The sequence below is a fragment of the Thermus sp. FJN-A genome, from assembly GCF_054655095.1.
Window position 1 is genome coordinate 17,199 of record NZ_BAAHSC010000174.1, and the last position, 22,206, is coordinate 39,404.

Below are 22,206 nucleotides of genomic sequence, written 5' to 3' on the forward strand. Positions count from 1 at the left end.
ACGGGGTGGCCTCAGGCGTGGGCCACCACTTCCTTGCGGGGCTTCCTGGGGGGCCGCTTGGCCTTCTCGGCGCGGGCCTCGAGGGCCCGCATGCCCCCCACCAGGGCCAGGTCCAGCACCTGGTCCAGGTGCTCCACGAAGTGGAAGGTCATGTTCTGGCGCAGGGGCTTGGGGATGTCCGTGAGGTCGGGCTCGTTGGGCTTGGGCAGGATCACCTCCCGGATCCCGGCCCGCCTCGCCCCCAGGACCTTCTCCTTCACCCCGCCGATGGGGAGAACCCGGCCCGTGAGGGTGATCTCCCCGGTCATGGCGATGTCGTGGCGCACGGGCACCTCGGTGAGGGCGGAGACCAGGGCGCTCACGATGGCCACGCCCGCGCTCGGCCCCTCCTTGGGGATGGCCCCCGCGGGCACGTGGATGTGGATGTCGGACTGCTCAAAGCGCTCCAAGGGAATGCCAAAGCGCAGGGCGTTCTTCTTGGCGTAGGAGAGGGCGGCCCGGGCCGACTCCTTCATCACGTCCCCGAGCTGCCCCGTGAGGATGAGGTTGCCCTTGCCGGGCATCACCGTCACCTCCACGAACATGATGTCCCCCCCCACGGGGGTGTAGTACATGCCCGTGGCCACCCCCACCTGGGGCTCCCGGGCCTCGGTCTCGGGGAGGAAGCGGGGCGGGCCCAGGTAGCGCTCCAGGTCCTTCTCCGTGATGCGCACCCGCTTCCTCCCCTCCTCCAGGATCTGCCGCGCCGCCTTGCGGAGAAGCGCCCCGATCTCCCGCTCCAGCTGCCGCACCCCCGCCTCCCGGGTGTAGTGGGTGATGAGACGCATGAGGGCGGCCTCCGTCACCACCACCTGGCCCTCGGCGAGCCCCGTCTCCCGCATCTGCCGGGGCAGGAGGTAGCGCTTGGCGATCTCCAGCTTCTCCTGCTCGATGTAGCTGGTGAACTCGATGGCCTCCATCCGGTCCCAAAGGGGGGCGGGAATGCTCTGGGGGAAGTTGGCGGTGCAGATGAACATCACCTCACTGAGGTCAAAGGGCACGCCCAGGTAGTGGTCCACGAACTCCTTGTTCTGGGCGGGGTCCAGGACCTCCAGGAGGGCCGCCGCCGGGTCCCCCTGGTAGGAGATGCCCAGCTTGTCCACCTCGTCCAGGAGGAAGACGGGGTTCTTGGTGCCCGCCTGCCTGAGGCCCTGGATGATGCGCCCGGGCATGGCCCCGATGTAGGTGCGCCGGTGGCCCCGAATGTCCGACTCGTCCCGCACCCCGCCCAGGGAGATGCGCACATACTTCCGCCCCAAGGCCTCGGCGATGCTCTTGGCGATGGAGGTCTTCCCCACCCCGGGCGGCCCCACGAAGAGGAGGATGGGGCCCTTGTTCACCTCCTCGGCCGGGATCTCCCCCCGCCTGGCCCTTTCCGCCTTTAGCTTGCGCACCGCCAAGAACTCCAGCACCCGGTCCTTCACCTTCTCCAGGCCGTAGTGGTCCCTCTCCAGGATCTCCTTGGCCCGCCCCAGGTCCAGGTTGTCCTCGGTGCGCTTGTTCCAGGGGAGGTTGACGATCCAGTCCAGGTAGGTGCGGATCACGCTGGCCTCGGCGGAGTCCGGGTGCATGCGGGCGAAGCGGTTGAGCTCCCGCTCCACCTCCTGGCGCACCACGGGGGGCAGGTCCAAGGCCTCCACCCGCCTGCGGAACTCCTCCACCTCCTCCGCCCCCTCCTCCCCGTGGAGCTCCCGCTGGATGGCCTTCATCTGCTCGCGCAGGAAGTACTCCCGCTGGTTGCGGTCGATCTCCTCCTTCACCTGCTGCTGGATGCGCTTCTGCGTCTCCAGGAGGTCCAGCTCCGCCTGCAGGAGGACGAGCACCCGCTTCAAGCGCTCGGCCACCTCCGCGGTCTCCAGGACCCGCTGCTTGTCCTCCAGGCGGAAGTCCATGTGGAAGGCCACGTAGTCCGCGAGCTGCGAGGGGTCCTCCAGGTTGAGGACGAACTGGACCACCTCGGGGGCCAGGTATTTCCCCTCCTTGAGGAGGGCCTGGAACTTGTCCTTGACCTCCCGCACCAGGGCCTTCACCAAGGTGGGGTCGGAAGGCTCGTCCGCCAGCACCTCCCCATGGGCCTCGAGGTGGTCCCCCAGGTCCAGCCACTCCTTGACCCGCACCCGGGCGAAGGCCTGGACCAGCACCTGGACCGAGCCGTCCGGGTTCTTGCGCATCTTCAGGATGTTGCAGGCGGTGCCCACCTCGTAGAGGTCCGAGGGCTTGGGCACCTCCACCTCCTTGTCCTTCTGGCTCACGATGAGAAGCACCCGCTCCCGCGCCAGGGCCTCGTCGATGGCCCGGATGGAGATGGGCCGGCCCGCATCGATGGGCATGACCATGGTGGGGTAGATGACCGACCCCCTCACGGGGCAGACGGGCAAGGTTGCCGGTAGCATGGATTCCCTCCTTTCGCCTCTTGCGTCCATAGCCTAAGCCTACCTGTGTCAAGTTTACTGCAAAGTACGTTTTAGCGCAAAGGCCCCCGGCCCTGGCGTATGCTGGGGGCCATGCGCCGCCTCCTCCTCCTCTTCCTCCTGGGATTTTCCCTAGCCCTGGCCCAGAAGAGCGGGGGCGGCGTGGGGGGAAGGCCCTATAGCCCAAGCCCTCCCCCCATGTCCCCAGGCCCCTCCCCCACCCTGCCCGCCCCGGTGCCCCCGTACCCCGGCCCGGTGGTGGTCTACCCGGGGGGCGGGGGGAGCCTCGGTATTGTACCCGTCCTGGTCTTCTTCGGCCTGGTGGCCCTGGCGGTCTTCATGGTGCGGGGCCTGCGCCAGGCGGGGGAAGGGGCCCAGGCCAGCCTAGCCCAGCTCCACCTGGCCCTGCTGGCGGGCCCCAAGGTGCAGCGGGCCCTGAGGCGCCTGGCGGAGGAGGCGGAGACCACCTCCGCCAAGGGCCTGGCCGACCTGGTGGACGAGGCGGTGCTTTTGCTCTTGCGGGAAGAGCCCGCATGGCGCTTCGCCGGCTACCGGGTAGAGGCGGGCCCAGAGGAGGAGGTGCTGGCCCGCTTCGACGCCTGGATGGTGGAGGCGCGGAGCAAGTACCAGGAAACCTTCCGCCACTTCGAGGGGAAGAAGCAGGAGGACGCGGGCTACCGGGCCCAGGTGGAACCCGGGGGGCGGTACCTGGTGGTGAGCCTCCTCCTGGCGGAGCGCCGCCTCCTCACCCCCAAGGCCCCCCTGACCCGGGGCAGGGTGCGGGAAGCCCTCCTGGAGCTGGCGGGCTCCAGCCCCTACACCCTCCTCGCCGCCTACCTGGCCTGGACGCCGGAGCGGGAGGGGGAGGCCCTCACGGAGGAGGAGCTTCTCCTCCTCTATCCGGAGCTGGAGAAGATTTGACCCGCGTGCGGCCCCCCTTGGGTAGAGTAGGGCCGTGGTACGGGTAGGCCCGCGCACCGTGACCTTTCTTCCCCCCCGGGGCGCCACCGCCCTCATCGGGGACTTCACCGACTGGGAACGGAACCCCATCCCCCTCGAGGGCCCCCTCACCCTGGAGTTCCCCGAGGGGGCCTACGTGGAGTACGCCTTCCTGGACGAGGGGGGAAGGCCCTTTCCCGATCCCGACAACCCGGAGAAGGCGGACAACCCCTGGTGGACCTACCCCAGGGCCATCAGGCTTCCCGGCTTCCGCTACGAGGCGCCCCCCGAGCCCAAGGAGGAGCCCAAGGTGGCCCGGCACCGCCTGGGGGAGCGGCGCTTTTACGTGGCGGAGACGGGGCCCTCCCCAGCGGCCACCCTGGTGGCCCAGGACGGGGTGGCCTTCTACCGCACCGCCTCTCTCCACCGGGTAGCCCAGGCCCTCTCAGAGCGGGGGGAGATTCCCCCCGTGCGCCTGGTCTTCGTGGAGCCCCTGGACCGAAGCGCCGAGTACCGCTTCTCGGAGGCCTACGAGGCGGAGTTCCACCGGGTCTTGGCCCAGGTGGAAGGGGCCTACGGCTCCCTGGGGGAGGTGGTGCTGGTGGGGGCCTCCTTGGGGGGACTTTTCTCCCTGTGGCAGGCCTGGAGGCACCCGGACCGCTTTCCCAAGGTCCTCGCCCTCTCCCCCGCCCTCAAGGCCCACCCCGGGGGGAAGGACGCCTACAGGGACGAGGAGTGGCTCACGGACCGCTACGCCGAGGCCGAGGTCCTCCCCAGGGTGTACCTGGAGGTGGGCCTCCTGGAATGGCTCCTGGGCCCCAACCGCCGCTTCGCCGCCCTCCTCGCCGATCGGAAGGCCCCCCACGCCTACCGGGAAAGGCCCTCGGGGCACAACTGGGTCACCTGGAAGCAGGCCCTGGCCCCCGGGCTCCGCTACCTCTTGGGGAAGGCATGAGCGCCGAGACGCTCCTCGTGCTCCTCTCCGTGGCGGCCCTCGAGGCCCTCCTCTCGGGGGACAACGCCCTGGTCCTGGCGGTGATGGTGAAGCCCCTGTCCCCGGAGCTGAGGCGCAGGGCCCTCTTCTACGGCATCCTGGGGGCTTACCTCCTGCGGGGCCTCGCCCTCCTCTTCGCCGTCTACGTGATCCGGCTCTGGTGGGTGCAGGTCCTGGGGGGGCTTTACCTCCTCCACCTCATGGTGCAGCACTTCCGCGACCACCCCGAGGCCAAACCCCTGCCCCAGGCCACGGCCCGGGAGTTCTGGCGGGTGGTCCTCCTCATCAACCTGGTGGACCTGGCCTTCGCCGTGGACTCCATCCTGGCGGTGGTGGCCTTCTCCAAGGACCTCCTCCTGGTCTTCCTGGGGGTGGCCTTGGGCATCCTCTTCATCCGCCTGGCGGCGGGCTACGTGGTGGGGGTGATGGAGCGCCACCCCGGCCTGGAAAAGGTGGCCTACGCCCTGGTGGGCTGGGCCGGGGTCAAGCTCCTCCTGGAGGGGGAAAGCACCCTGGCCCACCTCCTCCACCGCGCCGACCTGGCCCTGCACCTCCCCAAGGAGGTCTTCTGGGGCGTCACCCTCCTCATCCTGGTGGGGGGAAGCCTCCTCTCCGTGCGGAAGCATGCCTAGGGACTGGGACGCCTTTTACCGGGAAACCCCAGGGGCGCAGGAGCCCGCCTGGGTGGTGCGGGCCTACGGCCCCTTCGCCCCCCCGGGGCCGGTGCTGGACCTGGCGGGGGGCCTGGGGCGGAACGCCCGCTACTTCCTGGGGCGGGGCCATCCCGTGGTCCTGGTGGAGAAGAGCCGGGAGGCCCTGAAGAGACTCCGGGGGACCCCAGGGCTTTCTCTCCTGGAGCTGGACCTCGAGGCCGAAGGCGCCCTCGCCCGCCTGCCCCAGGGCCCCTTCGCCCTCGCCCTCCTGAGCTACTACGTGAACCGGCCCCTCCTCCAGGCCCTGCCTCCCCTCCTCGCCCCCCAAGGCCTCCTCCTGGTGGAGGGCTTCACCCGGAGGGAGGCCGCGCGGCGGGGAAGGGGGGAAAGCCCCTTCTACTGGGAACCCTACGAGCTCTTAACTCCTCCCCCAGGCCTCCGCTTGCGCGCCTTCGGGGAGGGGTGGACGGGGGGGTACCGGGCCTTCGCCGTCTACGTCAAGCCCTGAGGCCCTTGGCCACCAGCTCCGCCAGGTCCAAGACCTCGGGGTGGGCCTCGTCCTGGGCGGTTTCCACGTTCATCATGGCCATGCAGAAGGGGCAGCCGGTGGCGATGATCTCGGCCCCGGTGCCCTTGAGCTCCTGGTAGCGGTTCTCCGAGACCCGCATGGCCCCGGGCTCCTCCTCCTTCCAGAACTGGGCCCCGCCCGCCCCGCAGCAGAAGCTCCTCTCCCGGCTCCGGGGAGGCTCGGTGAGGACGAGGCCCACCCCCTTGAGCACCTCCCTCGGGGCCTCGTAGACCCCGTTGTGGCGGCCCAGGTAGCAGGGGTCGTGGAAGACCACCTTGCGGGTCTCCTCCTCCACCCGGATCTGGCCCTGGCGCAGGAGTTCGGCGATGAACTCCGCGTGGTGCACCACCCGGTAGTGGCCGCCAAAGTCCTTGTACTCGTTCTTCAGGGTGTGGAGGCAGTGGGGGCAGGTGGTGACGATGGTCTTGGGGGCCACCTGGTTTAGGGTTTCCACGTTCTCCGTGGCCAGCTGGAAAAAGAGGTACTCGTTGCCCGCGCGCCTGGCCGCGTCCCCCGTGCACTTTTCCCTCCGGCCCAAAACGGCCCAGTCCACCCCGCTGGCGTTCAGGATCTGCACCATGCTCCGGGCGATCTTCTGCGCCCTGGGGTCGTAGCTTGGGGCGCACCCCACCCAGTAGAGCACCTCGGGGTGGGGCTTTTCCTCCACCGTGGGGACGTCAAGCCCCTCCGCCCAGTCCAAGCGCTTGTCCTGCCCGATGCCCCAGGGGTTCCCGGAGCGCTCCATGCCCCGGAAGGCGTTGTTGAGCTCCTGGGGGAACTCCCCTTCCATGAGCACCTTGGCCCGGCGCACGTCCAGGATGTGGAGCATCTGCTCGTTGCCCACGGGGCAGACCTCCACGCAGGCCAGACAGGTGGTGCAGGCCCAAAGGGCCTCCTCGTTCAGGGCGAAGTCCATGAGGGGCCTGGGGCTCTCCTTCCCGGCGGCGAACCCAGGGAGGATAGCGTTCAGCTCGTAGCGCTCGGAGATGAGGATGGCCGCGGGGCTTAGGGCCTTCCCCGTGGTGTAGGCGGGGCAGGCCTCCTGGCAGCGGTTGCACATGATGCAGGCGTAGGCGTCCAAAAGGCGCTTCCAGGAGAGGTCCTCAAGCTTTTCCGCCCCGTACTTCTCCTCCTCCTTCTCAAAGTCCAGGGGCGCCAGGGCCCCCGGCACCTCCTGGCGGAAGGCCAGGTTGATGGGGGCCATGAGGAGGTGGATATGCTTGGAGCGGGGGAAGTAGGGGAGGAAGAGGAGGATGGAGCCCAAGGCTCCCCACCAGAAGAAGTGGGCCCCAAGGGTGAGGGCAAAAGGGGAAAGCCCGGAGATGGCCCCGGCCAGGGCGCTCGCCACGGGCTGGAAGGGGTCCGGGCCCTCCTGGGCCAGCTGGAAGGCCTTGGAGAGGAGGCGGCTACCCACGTGGAAGGTGATGAAGGCCCCCACGATGGCCGAGTCCCGGGCGATGCCCTTCCGGGCCTCCTCGTGCAGGGGCACCTGGGGGTTCCAGGTGAAGTCCCGGGGGGCCACCAGGTAGCGGCGCGCCATGAGGCCCAGGATGCCCACCAGGATGGCGGCGGTGAGGAGGTCGGCCACGAGGTTGTAGGGGTCCCAAAGCCCCCCCCGGGCGTGCAGGGGGAAGTACCCCTCCAGGAGGTCCACCAGGTTGACCAGCAGGTAGTAGACGAAGCCGTAGAAGACGAAGGCGTGGAGGAGGGAGACCAAAGGCCGCCGTTTGAAGACCGTCTGCTGGGTGAGGGTGAGCCAGACCGCCCGCCCGATACGCTCCGGCAAGCGGTCAAACCGCGCCTCCGGCCTTCCCCGCCGGATGGCCAGATAGACCCGCCGGAAGCCGGTGTAGGCGTAGTAGAGGCTTGCCGAGGCCAGCAGGATAAAGAGGATTTTCTCGGTCAGGGTCAGCATGAAACCGCCCTCCTTATACTCGGTAAAAGTTTACCCTATTCCCCCCACCTGGCAAGAGCGTACAATGGAGCCCCGTGGAAAGCGTAGCCCTGGCCCTCCTCCTCCTCTTCGGCCTCCTGAACCTCTGGGTCTTCCACCGCTTCAAGAAGCCCCTCCTCCCCCTGGTCCTGGTCCTCTTCGTGAGCCTCTTCGCCTTCTTCCTCGCCCCGGCCCTGGGGCTCTTGGTCTTCCTGGTGGGGCAGACCCTGGCCTTCTACGCCGCAGGGAAGAGGTGAAAGCTGAGCCAGGCCACGAAAGCCCCCAGGAGCGCCCCCACCAGCACCTCCAGGTAGGTGTGGCCCAGGAGTTCCTTCAAGGGCTCCGGGGCGGGCCCCTTCTCCAGGACCTGCTGAAGCTCCTGGACCAGCTGGTTCAGGAGCTGGGCGTGAAGCCCGGCCGCCCGGCGGATCCCGGTGGCGTCGTACATGACGATGAGGGCCAAGACCGCGGCCACGGCGAAGAGGGCGCTCCCGAAGCCCTCCTGGAACCCCACCGCCATGGCCAGGGCGCTCACCGTGGCGGAGTGGGAGCTGGGCATCCCGCCCGTTTCCAAGAAGCGCTCCCACTGGAACCGGCCCTCCAGGAGGTAGTAGAGGAAAAGCTTCAGGGTCTGGGCCAGGAAGTTGGCCAGGATGGCGGTCCAGAAGACCTGGTTAGCGAGGAGCTCCATGCCGCCTGAGGAGGGCCGCCCGCACGGTGTTGGCCATGAGCATGGCCACGGTCATGGGCCCCACCCCCCCGGGGACCGGGGTGAGGGCGGAGGCCACCTCCGCCACCTCGGGGTGCACGTCTCCCAAAAGCCGCCCCTCCACCCGGTTCACCCCCACGTCCACCACGATGGCCCCGGGGCGCACCCACTCCTTCCGCACCAGGTGGGGGCGGCCCACCGCCACCACCAGCACCTCCGCCCGCCGGGCCACCGCGGGCAGGTCCTGGGTCTTGGAGTGGGCTACGGTCACCGTGGCGTCCTCCCGCAGGAGGAGCCCCGCCAGGGGCTTGCCCACGATGTTGGAGCGGCCGATCACCACCACCTCCTTGCCCTTGAGCCCCACCCCGTAGTGCTTGAGGAGGCGGACCACCCCCAGGGGGGTGCAGGGGAAAAGCCCCTCGCCCCCGCTCCAAAGCCTGCCCACGTTCACCGGGTGAAACCCGTCCACGTCCTTCAAGGGGGAGATGGCCTCCAGGATGCGCTCGGCGCGGACCCCCTGGGGAAGGGGGAGCTGGACCAGGATCCCGTCCACCTCGGGGTCCTGGTTGAGTTCCTGGATGCGCCGGAGGAGGGCCTCCTCCGGGAAGTCCTCGGGGTAGACCTCCACCTGGCTCCTAAGGCCCAGCTCCCGGGCCCGCTTGTCCTTGAGGCGCACGTAGGACACCGAGGCGGGGTCCTCCCCCAGGCGGATCACCCTCAAGGAGGGCACGAAGGGCAGGGTCTCGAGGGTCTGGCGGAGCTCCTGGTACACGGCCTCCGCCACCTCGTGGCCGGAAAGGGTACGGGCAAGGGTCATCTCACCCCTCCTTGGGCATGGTCTTAAGCTCCCCCTCCTGGATCCGCCGGTAGAGGCGGCCCAGGACCCCGTTCACGAAGGCCCCGGAGTGCTCGCCCCCGTAGCGGTTGGCGATCTTCACCGCCACCTCAATAAGGGGGGCGAAGGGGGTGGGCTCGTAGAGCATCTCGTACACCGCCAGGCGCAAGACGGTGAGGTCGGTCTTGGACATCTGGGCGAAGTCCCAGCCCTCCACGGTCTCCCTCAGGAGGCGGTCCACCTCCTCCTGGTGGGCCTTGTAGCCCGCAAGGAGCCTCCGGGCGAAGGCCACCCCCTCCTGGTCCAGGGCCTCGCCGTAGGGCTCGTCCTCCCCGCCCATCTCCTCCAGGGCGTGCTTCAGGGCCTCCTCCAGGTCCACCCCGCCCTGGGTGTGGGCGAAGAGGGCCCGCATGGCCAGCTCCCTAGCCCGCCTGAGCATGGGCCTCCTTGCGGTACTCCACCTGGGCCACGGTGAGGTTGACCGCCCGCACCTTCTCCCCCGTGGCGAGGAAGAGGGCCTCGGCCACCGCCTTCTGCACCGCCTGGGCCAGCTCGGGGATGACCACCCCGTAGTCCACGGAAAGCACCAGGTCCACGGCCAACCCCTCGGGGGAGCGCTCCACCTTCACGGGCTTGAGGCGGCGGAAGACCTCCCCCAGGGAGCGGGGGGCGTGCTCCAGGAGCCTGACCCCCTCGAGGCCCTCCAGGGCGTGGGCCACGAGGCCCTCGAGGGCCTGGTCGCTGATCTCGTACTCCACCATCACACGCCCAGTCTACATCTCCATGCGCCGGGCCACGAAGTTGGTGTAGACGGCCCCCCGGCGGAAGAAGGCGTTGTGGAGCACCTTCTGGTGGAAGGGGATGGTGGTCTTGAGGCCAGGCCCCTCGATGAGGGTCTCGGCCAAGGCGCGCTCCATGCGCCTTATGGCCTCCTCCCGGCTGGGGGCCCAGGCGATGATCTTGGCGATGAGGCTGTCGTAGTGGGGCGGGATCTGGTAGCCCGGGTAGAGGTGGCTGTCCACCCGGATCCCGGGCCCCCCGGGGAAAAGGAGGGTCTCCACCTTGCCGATGGCGGGCCTAAAGCCCTTCTCGGGGTCCTCGGCGTTGATGCGCACCTCCAGGGCGTGCCCCCGGACCTCCACGTCCTCCTGCTTGAGCCAAAGCTTCTCCCCTCGGGCGATGCGGAACTGGGCCTGGACCAGGTCAATGCCGGTGACCATCTCGGTGACGGGGTGCTCCACCTGGATGCGGGTGTTCATCTCGATGAAATAGAAGTTCCCCTCCTTGTCCACCAGGAACTCCAGGGTGCCCGCGGAGACGTACCCCACGTTCCGGGCCAGCCGGGCGGCGGCCTCGGCGATGGCCTTTCGGGTCTCTAAGGGAAGGACGCTTGGGGCCTCCTCCAGAAGCTTCTGGTGGCGGCGCTGGATGGAGCAGTCCCGCTCCCAGAGGTGAATGACGTTCTCCCCGTCCCCCAGGACCTGGATCTCGATGTGCTTGGGCTCCTCGATGTACTTTTCCAGGTACACCGCCGGGTTGCCGAAGGCGACCCGGGCCTCCTCCTGGGCCTGCTGGATGGCCCTTTCCAGCTCCTCCTCCGTGTGCACCAGCCGCATCCCCCGGCCACCCCCCCCGGCGGAGGCCTTGAGGATCACGGGGTACCCGATCTCCAGGGCGGCCCGCTTGGCCTCCTCCACACTGGTGAGCTCGTCGGTGCCGGGGACCGTGGGCACCCCCGCCTCGCGGGCCACCTTCCTGGCGGTGGCCTTGTCCCCCAGGGCCCGCATGTTCTCCGGGGTGGGACCGATGAAGGTGATCCCGTGCTCCCGGCACATCTCCGCGAAGGTGGCGTTTTCCGCCAGGAAGCCGTAGCCCGGGTGGATGGCGTCGGCCCCCGTCACGATGGCGGCGGAGAGCAGGCTGGGGATGTTGAGGTAGCTTTGGCCCGAAGGAGGGGGGCCGATGCAGATGGCCTCGTCCGCCAAGAGCACGGGCAGGCTCTTCTCGTCGGCGGTGGAGTGGGCCACCACCGTCTTGATGCCGAGCTCCTTGGCCGCCCGGATGATCCTCAAGGCGATCTCGCCCCGGTTGGCGATGAGAACCTTCCTCATACCGGCTGGATCAGGAAGAGGGGCTGCCCGTACTCCACGGGCTCCCCGTTTTGCACCAGGATCTTCCGGACGATCCCGGAGACCTCGGACTCAATCTCGTTCATGAGCTTCATGGCCTCGATGATGCAGAGGACCTGCCCCTTCTCCACCCGGTCCCCCTCCTTTACGTAGGGGGGGGCGTCCGGGGCCGGGGCCCGGTAGAAGGTGCCCACGATGGGGGCCCGGACCTCCACGCACCCCGGGCAGTCGTCCTGGGGCTCCGCCTTGGCCTGGGGCTGGGGCTCCGCCGCCGGGGCCGCCGGCGCGGGCGGGGTCGGGGCCGGCACCTCCGGGGGGGGCACAAGCACGGGGGCCTGGACCTGGGGGACGCCCACCACCTGCACCTCCCCGCCCCGCCGCACGGTGAGCTTGTAGTCCGGGGTCTCTAGGGTGAGCTCGTTCACCCCGTGCTCCACCAAGGCTTGCAGGATCTGCTTCAGCTCCTTCGGCGTCATCGGTGCACCTCGCGGGTAAAGCTTACCCCATACACCCCTTACGGATTTCTGCACCGCGTCAAAATCCCGTAAAGGGAGCGCCCCCCTCGGGCGGCCTAGGCCCGGCCCACGTACTCGCCGGTCCGGGTGTCCACCTTGATGACCTCTCCGGGTTCCACGAACAGGGGCACCTGGACCACGGCCCCCGTCTCCAGGGTGGCGGGCTTGGACCCCCCGGAGACCGTGTCCCCCCGCACGCCCGGGGGCGTGTCCACCACCTTGAGCTCCACCACGGTCGGCGGGGTCACCTTGATGGGCTGCCCCTCATACATGTCCCCGAGGGCGGTCATGCCCTCCTTGAAGAACTCCGCCCCCACCACCCGGGAGCGGGGCACGGCGAACTGCTCGTAGGTCTCCAGGTCCATGAAGACCATCTCCTCCCCCTCCGGGTAGAGGTACTGGAGCTCCCGGGTCTCCACGTAGATGTCCTCCAGCTTCTCCCCGGAGTTGAAGGTGCGCTCGATGGTGGCCCCGGTTTCCAGGTTCTTGAACTTGGCCACCACCTTGGCCCCGCCGCGGCCGATCTTCTGGTGCTGGTACTCCACGCACTCCCACAGGCCGCCTTCCATCTTCACCTTGGTGCCGGGCCGAAGATCCGTCACGCTGATCATGCTTCCTCCTAGTTCTCCTCTAGGTCCAGGACCTGGGGCCTAAGCCCTAGGAGGTCAATATACCGGAGGTACTCCTCTTCCCCAAGCTCCCGCCCCGCCAGGGCCACCAGAAGGGCCTCCATCACGTTGGTGCCGAAGCTCCGCCCGTTTAAGCGGGGGGTGGTGGTGATGAGCCTTCGCACCCCCCGCGCCTTCAGGAAGGCCACGTCCTCGAGGGTGGTGGTGTTGGTGAGGACTGTCTTCCCCCGCATGTCCTCGGGCATGTACCGGCGCAGGTAGTGCCAGTCCCCCGCCACCAGGTCCGCCCAGGCGTAGTAGCGGCTCCGCCAGTCCACCACCCGCGTTTCCTGCTCCTTTCCCGTGGGGTAGAGGAGCTGGAAGGGAAGTTGCGTGAGGAGGGGCAGGAGGACATAAGCGAGCTTCTGCAAAAAGGAGAGGGAGTAAAGGGGAATGGGGAGCCCCAGGGCGAAGATGAAGTCCCCGTAGAGCACCTTGGCCCCGGCCTCCGCCAGGGCCTCCGCCAGCCCGAAGCGGTCCACCGCCGAGGGCAGGAGCACTTTGGTGTGTTTCCAGTCTATTTGCCCGGCCAGCTCGGCCACCGCCCGCCGCTCCAGGGTGTGCTTGAGGCCCGAGCCGTCCACCACCGGGGTCTTCTTGGCGGCCTCCCTGAGCCTTTTGGCATCGCGAATGGTGTACCGCCTGCCCCCGGCCCAGAGGTAGAGGTCTATCCCCCCCAGGCCGATGGCGTCCACCTTCCCGTCCAGCTCGGCGATGAGACAAAGGGCCCTCTGGAAATCCCCGTCCGTGCCCCGCCGCTCCAGGACCACCTTTTCCCCCAAGAGCTCCACCTCGGCCACGGAGTCCCGGCGGCTCGCCCCCAGGGAAACGGAAACCACGCGCTTGGCCACGGGGGGCTATTTTACACCCCAGTACAGGCCTAAAAGGAAAAGGAGGAGGGCGAGGAGGAAAAGGGGCCAGGAGCGCCGCACGCCCAGAAGCCGGGCCAGCACCCCAAGAAGGGCCATGCCGAAGGCCAGGGCAAGGAAGAGGGCGGAAAGGTTCTCCAAAAACGCCCGCACGGTACTACCTTAAAGCACCCGCTTGAGGAAGGCCAGGACCCGCTCCCGGAACACCCGGTCCACCCACCCCCGGAAGAGGTGCCCCCCGGGGTAGCTGAAGCACTCCACGGGCTTCCTCAGGTCCTTGAGCCTCCGGCAAAGCTCCCAGGACCACCCCGGGGGCACCTGGGCGTCCTGGGTGCCGTGGTGGACGCTGTAGGGCACGGAAAGTTCCCCCAGGTAGGTCCAGGCGGAGGCCTGGCGGAGGACCTCCGGGGAAAGGGCAAGAAGCTCCTGGCCCCGGCTTCCTCCGGACCAGTGGCGGATGCGCTCTAGGTTACGCCTTTCGTCCCCGCTCATGCTCCCGTAGAGGACCACGCCCCCCAAGGAGGGGTCCACCAGGCTCACGGCCTGGGCGATGCCCCCACCCATGGAGTGGCCGAAGAGGGCCACGCGGGCGGGATCCGCCTGGGGGAAGGCCCCCTTGCGCACCTCGGCGAGGAGGTTGAGAACGTCCACGGCGTAGGCGTGGCGGAGGCCTTGGGCAGGAGCCCCTTCCGAAGGGGGGTGGCCCCGAAAGTTGGGATGGAGGACCAGATAGCCCCTTTCCGCCAGGAAGTCGGCGTAGGGGGTGGTGTAGGCCAGAAGGCGGTAGCGGCTAGGCTCCACGTAGCCGTGGAGGACCACCACCACCGGGAAAGGGCCCTGGCCCTTGGGCAGGTTGGCGAAGCCGTGGACCCGGAGGCCATCCGAGAGGTGGGAAAACTGAACCCGGGTGAAGGAGGGTTTCTCCTCCAGAACCCCCTCCACGCGAAACCCCCCGTCCCCGTAGGTCCTTTCCCGCAAGGCGGGGATGGTGAGGACCTGGGCCAGGGCCTGCGAAAGGAGAACAAAGAGGGCAAGCCCGGGGCGCATGGCCCCAGGCTAAAGGGCCGAGGACGGGCTAAATGTGGCCCGCTTCCCGGGCAAGCCACTTTGCCTTAAGCCCTTTGAGGCCGATGGCGTGGTAGACGAGCTGGGCCGCGGTCATCTCCGCGTGGAACTGGCCGTTGGGGGAGAGCTCCACGAAGTCCATGCCCACCACCTCCTTCTCCCGGAAGACGGCCTCCAGGAGGTCCACCACCTGCCGGTAGGAAAGCCCCCCGGGAAGGGGCGTGCCCACGCTGGGCATGACCGAGGGGTCCAGGGCGTCGAAGTCCAGGCTGATGTAGACCCGCTTCCCCAAGGCGGCCAGGATCTCCTCCAGGGGAAGCCCTTCCCGGTGGATCCGGTGGGCCGGGAAGAGGGCGACCCCCTTTTCCCGGGCCAGGGCCAAGGCCTCCCGGTCCATGGCCCTGAGGCCCACCTGCACCAGGGGGAACCCCTCCTCCAGGAGGCGGTGGAAGGGGGAGGCGTGGGAGTAGATTGAGCCCTGCCACTCGGGGTAGAGGTCGGCGTGGGCGTCTATGTGGAGGAGGGAAAACGCCCCCAAGGCCTCCCGGTGGGCCAGGACCAGGGGGTGGGTGATGGAGTGGTCCCCCCCCAGGGCCACCACCCACTTGCCCGCCTGGAGGTGCCCCAGGGCCTCCTCCCGGATGAGGGCGTGGCTTTCCTCGGCACTACCCGCCACCCAGGGCACGGGCTCCGCCGCGTGGATGCCCACCTCCTCGGGGGTGGCGCCGAGCTCCAAAAGAAAGGGCTCTAGCTCGCGGCTTGCCAAGAGGATGGCCTCGGGGCCCCGCCTGGCCCCGGGCAGGAAGGAGAGGGAGAGGTCGTAGGGCACGGGCAGGACCACCACCCGGGCCTCCTCGTAGGGCGTGTCGCGCTCGCCAAAGATCAGGCGCATACCCCAAGAGCCTAGCAGAAACCGCCCTCAGCGGCCCAGGAAGAAGAGCTCCAAGAGCCGGAGGAGGGCCAGGGTGCCCCGCTCAAAGTCCCGGATGCGGATGTGCTCGTTGGGGCTGTGCACCCGGCTTCCCGGGTACCCCACCCCGAGGCCCACTGCCGGGGCCTTCAGGTGGTGGAGGAAGGGGTGCATGGGCCCGGAGCCCGCCATGTTGGGGTAGAGGACCGCCTTCTCCCCGAAGGCCTCCTCCAGGGCCCGCCGCGCCAGGGCCACGAAGGGGTGGGCGAGGTCGGAGCGGGCCGGGCGTTCCCCCTTTTCCAGGACCACCACCTCCACGTCGTGGAAGCCCTGGGCCTCGAGGTGGCGCTTAAGGAGTCCCGACACCTCCTCCGGGTCCTGGTCCGGCACCAGGCGGAAGTCCAGCTTGGCCAAGGCCTCCGCCGGCAGGACGGTCTTGGACCCCGGCCCCCCGTAGCCCGAATGAAAGCCGTTCACGTTCACGCAGGGCTCCGTGTAAAGGCGCTGGTTGAACTCCAGGTTTCGCGCCCCGCCCAGGAAGTCCCGCACCCCAAAGGCCGCCCTCAAGGCCTCGGACTCGTCGGGGATCTCCGAGAGGACCTCCACCTCCAGAGGGGTGAGGGGGCGCACCCGGTGGTAGAAGCCCGGGATCAGCACCCGCCCCTCATCGTCCCGCAAGGAGGCCACGGCCCGGCTCAAGCGGTAGATGGGGTTTTCCACCACCGCCCCGTAGGAGGAGTGGAGGTCAAAGGCCGCCGTCCGCACCCTAAGCTCCAGGGCCACGATGCCCTTGAGCCCGGCGTAGAGGTAGGGCCTGCCCTTGGCGTCCACGCCTCCCGCCTCCCAGAGGATGGCCTCGGCCTTCAGGCGGTCCCGCTTGTCCGCCACGTAGGCCTCGAGGTGGGGGCTTCCCACCTCCTCCTCCCCTTCCACCACGAGCTTCACCCGGGGGAGGAAGCCGTGCTTCTTCTGGAAAAGCCTCAGGGCCACCACGCGAGCCACGAGCTCCCCCTTGTCGTCGTGGGCACCCCGGGCGTACCAGGCCCCTTCCCGCTCGGCGAGGACGAAGGGGTCCGTGTCCCAAAGCTCCAGGGGGTCTGGGGGCTGCACATCGTAGTGGTTGTAGAAGAGCAGGGTCTTCTCCCCCTCCCCTCCTTCCGCGTAGACCACCGGGGGCCCGTAGCCCAGGTGGAGCTCGGCCTTTAGGCCCAGGCCCTCCAGGAGCTCGGCCACCTTGGCCGCCCCCGCCTCCAGGGCCCTCCCCTCCGCGCTCACCGTGGGCAGGGCCACCAGTTCCGCCAACAGCGCCTTGGCCTCCTGCACGAAAGGGTCCATGGTAGACTGAGCATACTATGGTGGAACCCTCCCTGGTCCTTTACGGGGCCCCCTACGAGCGGGCCCTAGGGGTTTTGGAGGAGACCCTGCGGGAAACCGGTTCCCGCTACGCCCTCCTCGTAGACCGGAAAGGCTTCGTCCTGGCCCACAAGGAGGCCCTCTGGGCCCCGAAGCCCCCCCCCCTGGACTCCCTGGCCACCCTGGTGGCGGGCAACGCCGCCGCCACCCAGGCCTTGGCCAAGCTCCTGGGCGAGGCGCGGTTTCAGGAGATCCTCCACCAGGGGGAGCGCATGGGCCTTTACGTGGACGAGGCCGGCGAACACGCCCTCCTGCTCCTGGTCTTTGACGAGAACGCCCCCTTGGGCAAGGTGAAGCTCTACGGCAAGCGGGCGGCGGAGGCCCTGGCCAGGATCGCCGAGGAGGCCCTGGCCAACCCCCCCAAGCTCAGCCTGGACACCCAGTACCGCGAGGAGGCCAAGGCCCTGCTGGACGAACTCCTCGGCAACTAGCATGAGCACCATCAACTTCGCCAACCGCGAGATCAACTTCAAGATCGTCTACTATGGCCCAGGCCTTTCCGGGAAGACCACCAACCTGAAGTGGATCTACGGCAAGATCCCCGAGGGCCGCAAGGGGGAGATGGTCTCCCTGGCCACGGAAGACGAGCGCACCCTTTTTTTTGACTTCCTGCCCTTGGACCTGGGGGAGGTCAAGGGCTTCAAGACCCGGTTTCACCTCTACACCGTGCCGGGCCAGGTCTTCTACAACGCGAGCCGCAAGCTCATCCTGAGGGGCGTGGACGGCATCGTCTTCGTGGCCGACTCCGCCCCGAACCGCCTCCGGGCCAACGCGGAGAGCATGCGCAACATGCGGGAAAACCTGGCGGAGTACGGCCTCAAGGTGGAGGACCTCCCCGTGGTCCTGCAGGTCAACAAGCGGGACCTCCCCGAGGCCTTGCCGGTGGAGATGGTGCGGGCGGTGGTGGACCCCGAGGGGCGCTTTTCGGTCTTTGAGGCGGTGGCCACCGAGGGGCGCGGGGTCTTTGAGACCCTGAGGGAGGTGAGCCGCCTGATCCTCGCCCGGGTGGGGAGCACGTAAAAGGCCGGGGGGCGTGCCTCTCTCTATACCTTAAAGGGGTATGGGTTTTGCCCTCTCCAAGGGGTTATTTTGTTAAGGGACAAATGTACTTCACCCTTGCCCCGGGCTTTCGCTAACATAACCCTCGTATACGGCAAACCGCCGTAAGGGAGGAAGCGTATGGAGGAAAAACCGATCGGCGCCATGGGAGTGATACTGGTTCTCACCCTCACCATCCTGGTCTTCTGGCTGGGGGTATACGCCGTCTTCTTCGCTAGGGGGTAGGGTATGGTGGACGAGCACAAAGCCCACAAGGCCATTCTGGCGTACGAGAAAGGCTGGCTCGCCTTCTCCTTGGCCATGCTGGTGGTCTTCATCGCCCTCATCGCCTACACCCTGGCCACCCACACCTCGGGGGTCATCCCCGCAGGAAAGCTGGAGCGGGTGGACCCCACCAAGGTGCGCGCCGAAGGCCCCTGGGCCGACCCCGCCCAGGCGGTGGTGGAGACCGGCCCCAACCAGTACACCGTCTACGTCCTGGCCTTCGCCTTCGGCTACCAGCCGAACCCCGTTGAGGTGCCCAAGGGCGCGGAGATCGTCTTCAAGATCACGAGCCCGGACGTGATCCACGGCTTCCACGTGGAGGGCACCAACATCAACGTGGAGGTGCTCCCGGGCGAGGTCTCCACCGTGCGCTACACCTTCAAGAAGCCCGGGGAGTACCGGATCATCTGCAACCAGTACTGCGGCGTAGGCCACCAGAACATGTTCGGCAAGATCGTGGTGAAGGAGTGAGCCATGGCGGTGCGCGCAAGCGAGATTAGCCGGGTCTACGAGGCCTATCCCGAAAAGAAGGCCACCCTTTATTTCCTGGTCCTGGGCTTTGTCGCCCTCATCGTGGGCAGCCTCTTTGGCCCCTTCCAGGCCCTGAACTACGGCAACGTGGACGCCTACCCCCTCCTCAAGCGCCTTCTCCCCTTCGTCCAGTCCTACTACCAGGGCCTGACCCTGCACGGGGTCTTGAACGCCATCGTCTTCACCCAGCTCTTCGCCCAGGCCATCATGGTCTACCTGCCCGCCAGGGAGCTGAACCTGAGGCCCAACATGGGCCTCATGTGGTTCTCCTGGTGGATGGCCTTCGCCGGCCTGGTGATGGCAGCTTTGCCCCTCCTCGCCAACGAGGCCACGGTGCTTTACACCTTCTACCCGCCCCTTAAGGGCCACTGGGCCTTCTACCTGGGGGCCAGCATCTTCGTCCTCTCCACCTGGGTGAGCATCTACATCGTCCTGGACCTGTGGCGGCGCTGGAAGGCGCAAAACCCGGGGAAGGTGACCCCCTTGGTCACCTACATGGCCGTGGTCTTCTGGCTCATGTGGTTCATCGCCTCCATCGGCCTGGTGCTGGAGGCCGTCCTCTTCCTCCTGCCCTGGTCCTTTGGCCTCATCCGGGGCGTTGACCCCCTCATCGCCCGCACCCTCTTCTGGTGGACGGGCCACCCCATCGTCTACTTCTGGCTCCTGCCCGCCTACGCCATCATCTACGCGGTCCTGCCCAAGCAGGCCGGGGGGAAGCTCGTCTCCGACCCCATGGCCCGCCTGGCCTTCCTCCTCTTCCTGCTCCTCTCCACCCCGGTGGGGTTCCACCACCAGTTCGCCGACCCCGGGATTGACCCCACCTGGAAGATGATCCACTCCATCCTCACCATGTTCGTGGCCGTGCCGAGCCTCATGACCGCCTTCACCATCGCGGCGAGCCTGGAGTTCGCGGGGCGGATGCGGGGCGGCAAGGGGCTTTTGGGGTGGATCCGGGCCCTTCCCTGGGACAACCCTGCCTTCGTGGCCCCGGTCCTGGGCCTCCTGGGCTTCATCCCGGGCGGGGCGGGCGGCCTGGTGAACGCCAGCTTTACCCTGGACTACGTGGTGCACAACACCGCCTGGATCCCCGGCCACTTCCACCTCCAGGTGGCAAGCCTTGTGACCCTCACGGGCATGGGCTCCTTGTGGTGGCTCATCCCCAACCTCACGGGCAAGCCCATCTCCGACGGGCAAAGGCGGCTCGGCCTGGCGGTGGTCTGGCTCTGGTTCATCGGCATGATGGTCATGGCCCTGGGCCTCCACTGGCAGGGCCTCCTCAACGTGCCCAGGCGGGCCTACATCGCCCAGGTGCCGGACGCTTACCCCCAGGCGGCGGTTCCCATGATTTTCAGCGCCCTGGCAGGGATCATCCTCCTCGTGGCCCTGCTCCTCTTCATCTACGGCCTCTTCAGCGTCCTCCTCGGCCGGGAGCGCCGCGTGGAGCTCGCCGAGGCCCCCGTGCCCTTCGCCGAGGTGATCTCCGGGCCGGAGGACCGGCCTCTGGTCCAGGCCATGGACCGCATCGGGTTCTGGTTCACTGTGGCGGTGATCCTGGTGGTGCTGGCCTACGGGCCCACCCTGGTCCAGCTCTTCGGCAACCTGAACCCCGTGCCGGGCCTCCGCCTCTGGTAAGGGCTTAAAACGGTTAAGGGCCAGGGCCTCCTGGCCCTTGACCTTTTCCCCCGAAGGGAGGAGGCTATGCCCGTGGGCTTCTTACCCTCGCCCGCCCTTCCTTGGATGGTGGGGCTCTCCTTTCTTCCCTTTTTCCTGCAGTTTCTCGGCCTGGGCCTAGGGGAGGCGCTGGGCCAGGGGCTTTGCGGCAGCGCCCTGGGCATCAGCGAGGGAGAGGCGGTCCGCTACGGCCTGGTGAGCGAGTATTACTTTTACGGGCAGCTCTTCTTGGCGCTTCTCGCCCTGAAGGTCACCTACGGCCTGGCCCTCGCCGCCCTCCGCTTCATGTACCCTACCGCCGACCCCCCCTTCGCCCGCCGGGTCTGGCAGGTGGGGGTGGGGCTTTCCCTGGTCCTCCTCCTCCTTTTCCTCCTCACCCGCACCTTGCCCCTGCCCTTCTTCACCCCCTTGGGCCCGGCCCTCCTCTCCCCCGCCCCCCTGGACCCGCTCTCCGTCCTCATGGTCCTTCCGGAGCCCCTGCTCCTCTACCTCTACCTGCGAAACCGGCCATGAAGCTTCCCCCCCAGGTCTACCTGCTCGGCCTGGTCAGCCTCTTCATGGACGTGGCCAGCGAGATGGTCTATCCCCTCCTGCCCCTCTTCTTGAGCGGCCTCGGGGCTGGCGCCGGGACCTTGGGCCTGGTGGAGGGCATCGCCGAGGCCACGGCGAGCCTCTTCAAGGTGGTGGGGGGGAGGCTTTCGGACCGGCTCGGGAAGAGGCGCCCCTTCCTCCTCCTGGGGTACGGCCTCCCCGCCCTCTTCCGCCCCATCCTCGCCCTGGCCTCCCATCCCCTGCACGTGCTCCTCTACCGCTTCCTGGACCGGACGGGGAAGGGCCTCCGCACCGCCCCGCGGGACGCCCTCATCGCCGAAAGCGCCCCCCAGGAGGCCCTGGGCCGGGCCTACGGCCTCCACCGGGGCCTGGACACCCTGGGGGCCACCCTGGGCCCTTTGGTGGCCTTCCTCCTCCTGCCGGTGGTGGGGGTGCGGGGGGTGTTTTGGCTTTCGGCGGTGCCCGCCTTTTTGGCCTTTCTCCTTCTTCTCCGCCTGAGGGAGGCCGAAAGGCCCCCCAAGGCCCTCCCCCCCTTGCGTCTGGCCCGCATGGACCCGGGCTACCGCCGCTTCCTCTGGGTCTCCGGGGTCTTCACCCTGGCCCTTTCCTCCAACGCCTTTTTGCTCCTAAGGCTGAAGGACCTGGGCCTTTCCGAGGAGCGGGTGACCCTGGCCTACACCCTCTACAACCTGGCCTACGCCCTCCTCGCCTACCCCTTGGGAAGCCTGGCGGACCGGGTGGGCCTGCGCCGGGTGGTGGCCCTGGGCTTTGGCCTCTACGCCCTGGTGTACCTGGGCTTCGCCTGGGCCTCCACCCCCTCCCTGGGGGTGGGCTTCCTCCTCACCTACGCCCTCTACTCCGCGGCCTTTGAGGGGGCAAGCCGGGCCTACCTGGCCACCCTGGTCCCAAAGGAGGCCAAGGCCAGCGCCATTGGCCTCTACCACACCGTGGTGGGGGTTCTCCTCCTCCCCGCCAGCCTCCTCTTCGGCCTCCTGTGGCAGGCCTGGGGGGCTAAGGTGGCCTTCACGGCCGGGGGAGGCATCGCCCTCCTGGCCCTGGCGCTTTTCCTGCTTGACGGCAAGCGCCCCAGGGCCTATCCTGGTTCAGGCCCTGCGGGGCTTTGAGGAGGAAGGGGCAAAAAGCGCCTTCCCCCCTGACGGAGGAGAATATGCCCATCACCAAGGAGGAGAAGCAGAAGGTCATCCAGGAGTTCGCCCGCTTCCCCGGGGACACGGGGAGCACCGAGGTGCAGGTGGCCCTCCTCACCCTAAGGATCAACCGCCTTTCGGAGCACCTCCAGGCCCACAAGCACGACCACCACTCCCACCGGGGGCTTTTGATGCTGGTGGGGCAAAGGCGGCGGCTTCTTCGCTACCTGGAGCGGGAAGACCCGGAGCGCTACCAGGCCCTAGTTGAGAAGCTCGGCCTCAGGAAGTAAACTGGAAGACAGGTCGGGGGCGGGGCCTTAGGGCTCCGCCT

Annotated in this window: 27 protein-coding genes; 13 read left to right on the forward strand and 14 right to left on the reverse strand. The window is 68.2% G+C overall.

All coding sequences use genetic code 11. The annotated features are described in order from the left end of the window. Positions 1-11: 11 nt before the first annotated feature. Entirely contained in the window at positions 12-2,432 is a 2,421-nt protein-coding gene (gene lon / locus ACYQ0J_RS05655) for an endopeptidase La (protein WP_460171205.1), read from the reverse strand. Between the two features lie 111 nt (positions 2,433-2,543). Between lon and ACYQ0J_RS05660 the strand changes: the two genes are divergently transcribed. Genes ACYQ0J_RS05660 through ACYQ0J_RS05675 form a run of 4 tightly spaced genes read left to right on the forward strand, consistent with a single transcriptional unit; the run spans position 2,544 to position 5,544 of the window. Further along, entirely contained in the window at positions 2,544-3,371 is an 828-nt protein-coding gene (locus tag ACYQ0J_RS05660; RefSeq protein WP_460171206.1) for a DUF1517 domain-containing protein, read from the forward strand. Positions 3,372-3,405: 34 nt separating this feature from the next. Beyond that, positions 3,406-4,344 (forward strand): alpha/beta hydrolase-fold protein, encoded by a 939-nt coding sequence (locus ACYQ0J_RS05665; RefSeq protein ID WP_460171207.1) that lies wholly within the window; start codon positions 3,406-3,408, stop codon positions 4,342-4,344. Next, positions 4,341-5,015: a TerC family protein gene (locus ACYQ0J_RS05670; RefSeq protein WP_460171208.1), complete on the forward strand. Its 675-nt coding sequence runs from the start codon at positions 4,341-4,343 to the stop codon at positions 5,013-5,015. The genes ACYQ0J_RS05665 and ACYQ0J_RS05670 overlap by 4 nt, the downstream gene beginning before the upstream one ends. Continuing rightward, complete coding sequence (locus ACYQ0J_RS05675) at positions 5,008-5,544, forward strand: methyltransferase domain-containing protein (RefSeq protein WP_460171209.1); 537 nt, start codon at positions 5,008-5,010, stop codon at positions 5,542-5,544. Before ACYQ0J_RS05670 ends, ACYQ0J_RS05675 begins: the two co-directional genes overlap by 8 nt. Here the strand turns inward: ACYQ0J_RS05675 and ACYQ0J_RS05680 are convergent. Next, positions 5,534-7,519, reverse strand: a complete 1,986-nt coding sequence (locus ACYQ0J_RS05680; protein WP_460171210.1) for a (Fe-S)-binding protein — start codon at positions 7,517-7,519, stop codon at positions 5,534-5,536. The two genes, ACYQ0J_RS05675 and ACYQ0J_RS05680, sit on opposite strands and share 11 nt — an antisense overlap. A 74-nt stretch (positions 7,520-7,593) precedes the next feature. Between ACYQ0J_RS05680 and ACYQ0J_RS05685 the strand changes: the two genes are divergently transcribed. Further along, positions 7,594-7,794: a hypothetical protein gene (locus ACYQ0J_RS05685; protein WP_460171211.1), complete on the forward strand. Its 201-nt coding sequence runs from the start codon at positions 7,594-7,596 to the stop codon at positions 7,792-7,794. Here the strand turns inward: ACYQ0J_RS05685 and ACYQ0J_RS05690 are convergent. From ACYQ0J_RS05690 to ACYQ0J_RS05745, 12 genes are all read right to left on the reverse strand, one after another. Then, on the reverse strand, positions 7,773-8,228 hold the full coding sequence (locus ACYQ0J_RS05690; RefSeq protein ID WP_460171212.1) for a divergent PAP2 family protein: 456 nt from the start codon (positions 8,226-8,228) through the stop codon (positions 7,773-7,775). The two genes, ACYQ0J_RS05685 and ACYQ0J_RS05690, sit on opposite strands and share 22 nt — an antisense overlap. Then, positions 8,212-9,063, reverse strand: coding sequence for a bifunctional 5,10-methylenetetrahydrofolate dehydrogenase/5,10-methenyltetrahydrofolate cyclohydrolase (locus tag ACYQ0J_RS05695; RefSeq protein WP_460171213.1), 852 nt, complete (start codon positions 9,061-9,063; stop codon positions 8,212-8,214). The genes ACYQ0J_RS05690 and ACYQ0J_RS05695 overlap by 17 nt, the downstream gene beginning before the upstream one ends. Before the next feature lies 1 nt (position 9,064). Next, a complete protein-coding gene (nusB, locus tag ACYQ0J_RS05700; protein WP_460171214.1) occupies positions 9,065-9,520 on the reverse strand; it encodes a transcription antitermination factor NusB in 456 nt (151 codons plus the stop codon). Beyond that, on the reverse strand, positions 9,504-9,842 hold the full coding sequence (locus ACYQ0J_RS05705) for an Asp23/Gls24 family envelope stress response protein (RefSeq protein ID WP_460171494.1): 339 nt from the start codon (positions 9,840-9,842) through the stop codon (positions 9,504-9,506). The genes nusB and ACYQ0J_RS05705 overlap by 17 nt, the downstream gene beginning before the upstream one ends. A gap of 12 nt (positions 9,843-9,854) precedes the next feature. Next, positions 9,855-11,192 carry an acetyl-CoA carboxylase biotin carboxylase subunit gene (accC, locus tag ACYQ0J_RS05710; RefSeq protein WP_460171215.1) on the reverse strand — a complete coding sequence of 446 codons (1,338 nt, stop codon included), beginning with the start codon at positions 11,190-11,192 and terminating at the stop codon, positions 9,855-9,857. Beyond that, positions 11,189-11,686: an acetyl-CoA carboxylase biotin carboxyl carrier protein gene (accB, locus tag ACYQ0J_RS05715; protein WP_460171216.1), complete on the reverse strand. Its 498-nt coding sequence runs from the start codon at positions 11,684-11,686 to the stop codon at positions 11,189-11,191. The genes accC and accB overlap by 4 nt, the downstream gene beginning before the upstream one ends. A gap of 95 nt (positions 11,687-11,781) precedes the next feature. Continuing rightward, the gene (efp, locus tag ACYQ0J_RS05720; protein ID WP_460171217.1) at positions 11,782-12,336 is read right to left on the reverse strand and encodes an elongation factor P; all 555 of its coding nucleotides are present in this window, start codon (positions 12,334-12,336) and stop codon (positions 11,782-11,784) included. An 8-nt stretch (positions 12,337-12,344) separates the two neighbouring features. Further along, positions 12,345-13,244, reverse strand: coding sequence for a quinate 5-dehydrogenase (locus ACYQ0J_RS05725; RefSeq protein ID WP_460171218.1), 900 nt, complete (start codon positions 13,242-13,244; stop codon positions 12,345-12,347). A 6-nt stretch (positions 13,245-13,250) separates the two neighbouring features. Then, positions 13,251-13,415 (reverse strand): hypothetical protein, encoded by a 165-nt coding sequence (locus ACYQ0J_RS05730; protein WP_460171219.1) that lies wholly within the window; start codon positions 13,413-13,415, stop codon positions 13,251-13,253. Between the two features lie 9 nt (positions 13,416-13,424). Further along, a complete protein-coding gene (locus ACYQ0J_RS05735) occupies positions 13,425-14,309 on the reverse strand; it encodes an alpha/beta hydrolase family protein (RefSeq protein WP_460171220.1) in 885 nt (294 codons plus the stop codon). A gap of 28 nt (positions 14,310-14,337) precedes the next feature. Further along, positions 14,338-15,219 (reverse strand): agmatinase, encoded by an 882-nt coding sequence (gene speB, locus ACYQ0J_RS05740; protein WP_460171221.1) that lies wholly within the window; start codon positions 15,217-15,219, stop codon positions 14,338-14,340. A 27-nt stretch (positions 15,220-15,246) separates the two neighbouring features. Continuing rightward, a complete protein-coding gene (locus tag ACYQ0J_RS05745; RefSeq protein WP_460171222.1) occupies positions 15,247-16,572 on the reverse strand; it encodes a M20/M25/M40 family metallo-hydrolase in 1,326 nt (441 codons plus the stop codon). Between the two features lie 17 nt (positions 16,573-16,589). On the opposite strand from ACYQ0J_RS05745, the gene mglB reads away from it, so the two are divergent. The 8 genes from mglB (at position 16,590) to rpsO (ending at position 22,165) form a co-directional block, all read left to right on the forward strand. After that, positions 16,590-17,081, forward strand: coding sequence for a GTPase-activating protein MglB (mglB, locus tag ACYQ0J_RS05750; protein WP_460171223.1), 492 nt, complete (start codon positions 16,590-16,592; stop codon positions 17,079-17,081). Position 17,082: 1 nt separating this feature from the next. Then, positions 17,083-17,670 (forward strand): GTPase MglA, encoded by a 588-nt coding sequence (mglA, locus tag ACYQ0J_RS05755; RefSeq protein WP_460171224.1) that lies wholly within the window; start codon positions 17,083-17,085, stop codon positions 17,668-17,670. 159 nt (positions 17,671-17,829) lie between these two features. Then, entirely contained in the window at positions 17,830-17,934 is a 105-nt protein-coding gene (locus tag ACYQ0J_RS05760) for a cytochrome c oxidase subunit 2A (RefSeq protein WP_460171225.1), read from the forward strand. A 3-nt stretch (positions 17,935-17,937) separates the two neighbouring features. Beyond that, on the forward strand, positions 17,938-18,444 hold the full coding sequence (gene cbaB / locus ACYQ0J_RS05765) for a ba3-type cytochrome C oxidase subunit II (protein WP_093007358.1): 507 nt from the start codon (positions 17,938-17,940) through the stop codon (positions 18,442-18,444). Positions 18,445-18,447: 3 nt separating this feature from the next. Continuing rightward, entirely contained in the window at positions 18,448-20,136 is a 1,689-nt protein-coding gene (locus tag ACYQ0J_RS05770; RefSeq protein WP_460171226.1) for a b(o/a)3-type cytochrome-c oxidase subunit 1, read from the forward strand. 66 nt (positions 20,137-20,202) lie between these two features. Next, positions 20,203-20,688, forward strand: a complete 486-nt coding sequence (locus ACYQ0J_RS05775; RefSeq protein WP_460171227.1) for a hypothetical protein — start codon at positions 20,203-20,205, stop codon at positions 20,686-20,688. Further along, positions 20,685-21,851 (forward strand): MFS transporter, encoded by a 1,167-nt coding sequence (locus tag ACYQ0J_RS05780; RefSeq protein ID WP_460171228.1) that lies wholly within the window; start codon positions 20,685-20,687, stop codon positions 21,849-21,851. The genes ACYQ0J_RS05775 and ACYQ0J_RS05780 overlap by 4 nt, the downstream gene beginning before the upstream one ends. A gap of 44 nt (positions 21,852-21,895) precedes the next feature. After that, on the forward strand, positions 21,896-22,165 hold the full coding sequence (rpsO, locus tag ACYQ0J_RS05785; RefSeq protein ID WP_460171229.1) for a 30S ribosomal protein S15: 270 nt from the start codon (positions 21,896-21,898) through the stop codon (positions 22,163-22,165). Positions 22,166-22,206: the final 41 nt, after the last annotated feature.

Coding starts and splice junctions, on each gene's coding strand:
- lon (WP_460171205.1), bottom strand. CDS start 2,432: ATGCTACCGGCAACCTTGCCCGTCTGCCCCGTGAGGGGGTCGGTCATC.
- ACYQ0J_RS05660 (WP_460171206.1), top strand. CDS start 2,544: ATGCGCCGCCTCCTCCTCCTCTTCCTCCTGGGATTTTCCCTAGCCCTG.
- ACYQ0J_RS05670 (WP_460171208.1), top strand. CDS start 4,341: ATGAGCGCCGAGACGCTCCTCGTGCTCCTCTCCGTGGCGGCCCTCGAG.
- ACYQ0J_RS05675 (WP_460171209.1), top strand. CDS start 5,008: ATGCCTAGGGACTGGGACGCCTTTTACCGGGAAACCCCAGGGGCGCAG.
- ACYQ0J_RS05680 (WP_460171210.1), bottom strand. CDS start 7,519: ATGCTGACCCTGACCGAGAAAATCCTCTTTATCCTGCTGGCCTCGGCA.
- ACYQ0J_RS05690 (WP_460171212.1), bottom strand. CDS start 8,228: ATGGAGCTCCTCGCTAACCAGGTCTTCTGGACCGCCATCCTGGCCAAC.
- ACYQ0J_RS05695 (WP_460171213.1), bottom strand. CDS start 9,063: ATGACCCTTGCCCGTACCCTTTCCGGCCACGAGGTGGCGGAGGCCGTG.
- nusB (WP_460171214.1), bottom strand. CDS start 9,520: ATGCTCAGGCGGGCTAGGGAGCTGGCCATGCGGGCCCTCTTCGCCCAC.
- ACYQ0J_RS05705 (WP_460171494.1), bottom strand. CDS start 9,842: ATGGTGGAGTACGAGATCAGCGACCAGGCCCTCGAGGGCCTCGTGGCC.
- accC (WP_460171215.1), bottom strand. CDS start 11,192: ATGAGGAAGGTTCTCATCGCCAACCGGGGCGAGATCGCCTTGAGGATC.
- accB (WP_460171216.1), bottom strand. CDS start 11,686: ATGACGCCGAAGGAGCTGAAGCAGATCCTGCAAGCCTTGGTGGAGCAC.
- efp (WP_460171217.1), bottom strand. CDS start 12,336: ATGATCAGCGTGACGGATCTTCGGCCCGGCACCAAGGTGAAGATGGAA.
- ACYQ0J_RS05735 (WP_460171220.1), bottom strand. CDS start 14,309: ATGCGCCCCGGGCTTGCCCTCTTTGTTCTCCTTTCGCAGGCCCTGGCC.
- speB (WP_460171221.1), bottom strand. CDS start 15,219: ATGCGCCTGATCTTTGGCGAGCGCGACACGCCCTACGAGGAGGCCCGG.
- ACYQ0J_RS05745 (WP_460171222.1), bottom strand. CDS start 16,572: ATGGACCCTTTCGTGCAGGAGGCCAAGGCGCTGTTGGCGGAACTGGTG.
- mglB (WP_460171223.1), top strand. CDS start 16,590: ATGGTGGAACCCTCCCTGGTCCTTTACGGGGCCCCCTACGAGCGGGCC.
- mglA (WP_460171224.1), top strand. CDS start 17,083: ATGAGCACCATCAACTTCGCCAACCGCGAGATCAACTTCAAGATCGTC.
- ACYQ0J_RS05760 (WP_460171225.1), top strand. CDS start 17,830: ATGGAGGAAAAACCGATCGGCGCCATGGGAGTGATACTGGTTCTCACC.
- cbaB (WP_093007358.1), top strand. CDS start 17,938: ATGGTGGACGAGCACAAAGCCCACAAGGCCATTCTGGCGTACGAGAAA.
- ACYQ0J_RS05770 (WP_460171226.1), top strand. CDS start 18,448: ATGGCGGTGCGCGCAAGCGAGATTAGCCGGGTCTACGAGGCCTATCCC.
- ACYQ0J_RS05775 (WP_460171227.1), top strand. CDS start 20,203: ATGCCCGTGGGCTTCTTACCCTCGCCCGCCCTTCCTTGGATGGTGGGG.
- ACYQ0J_RS05780 (WP_460171228.1), top strand. CDS start 20,685: ATGAAGCTTCCCCCCCAGGTCTACCTGCTCGGCCTGGTCAGCCTCTTC.
- rpsO (WP_460171229.1), top strand. CDS start 21,896: ATGCCCATCACCAAGGAGGAGAAGCAGAAGGTCATCCAGGAGTTCGCC.